The sequence below is a fragment of the Treponema endosymbiont of Eucomonympha sp. genome, assembly GCF_001028545.1.
This window is the reverse complement of the sequence record NZ_BBPW01000729.1, coordinates 1-355: the sequence shown is the minus strand read 5'-3', so window position 1 is coordinate 355 and position 355 is coordinate 1. Positions and strand designations below refer to the sequence as shown.

1 pseudogene is annotated in these 355 nt (G+C 72.7%); it reads right to left on the bottom strand.

Annotated features, from left to right (window positions below):
* Positions 1–355, bottom strand: a pseudogene (locus tag AWU74_RS08785) (hypothetical protein); the annotation flags it as partial.

The window sequence follows — 355 nt, the reverse complement described above, 5'->3', positions numbered from 1 at the left end:
GCCGCTTCAAGCTGTTCCCCGCAGTCGCAGCGGCTCGACTTCAGCGTCTCCCCCGTGAGGCACTCGGAATGCACCCGCACCAGCGCGTCGGCAGGGTCGAAGGGCGCCTCCGAAACCAGCGCGAGGTGGGGCTGGTCGGGCTTGCCGAGGTTGTCGTACAGGATAACGCGGAAGCCCCCGGCGGCGGTGGGGAGTCGGCTCTCCGCCAGCCGCCCCGCGGGCGGGGCGGGAGTGTACGCGGGATCGGCGGGAGGCGGGCAATCGTGCTGCCGCCTCCAGTCGGCCAGCCCGCCCACCGTCAGGATTTTCACACCGTGCCGGGCGGCGAGTTCTTCGAGGCGGGGCTGCCGCGCCA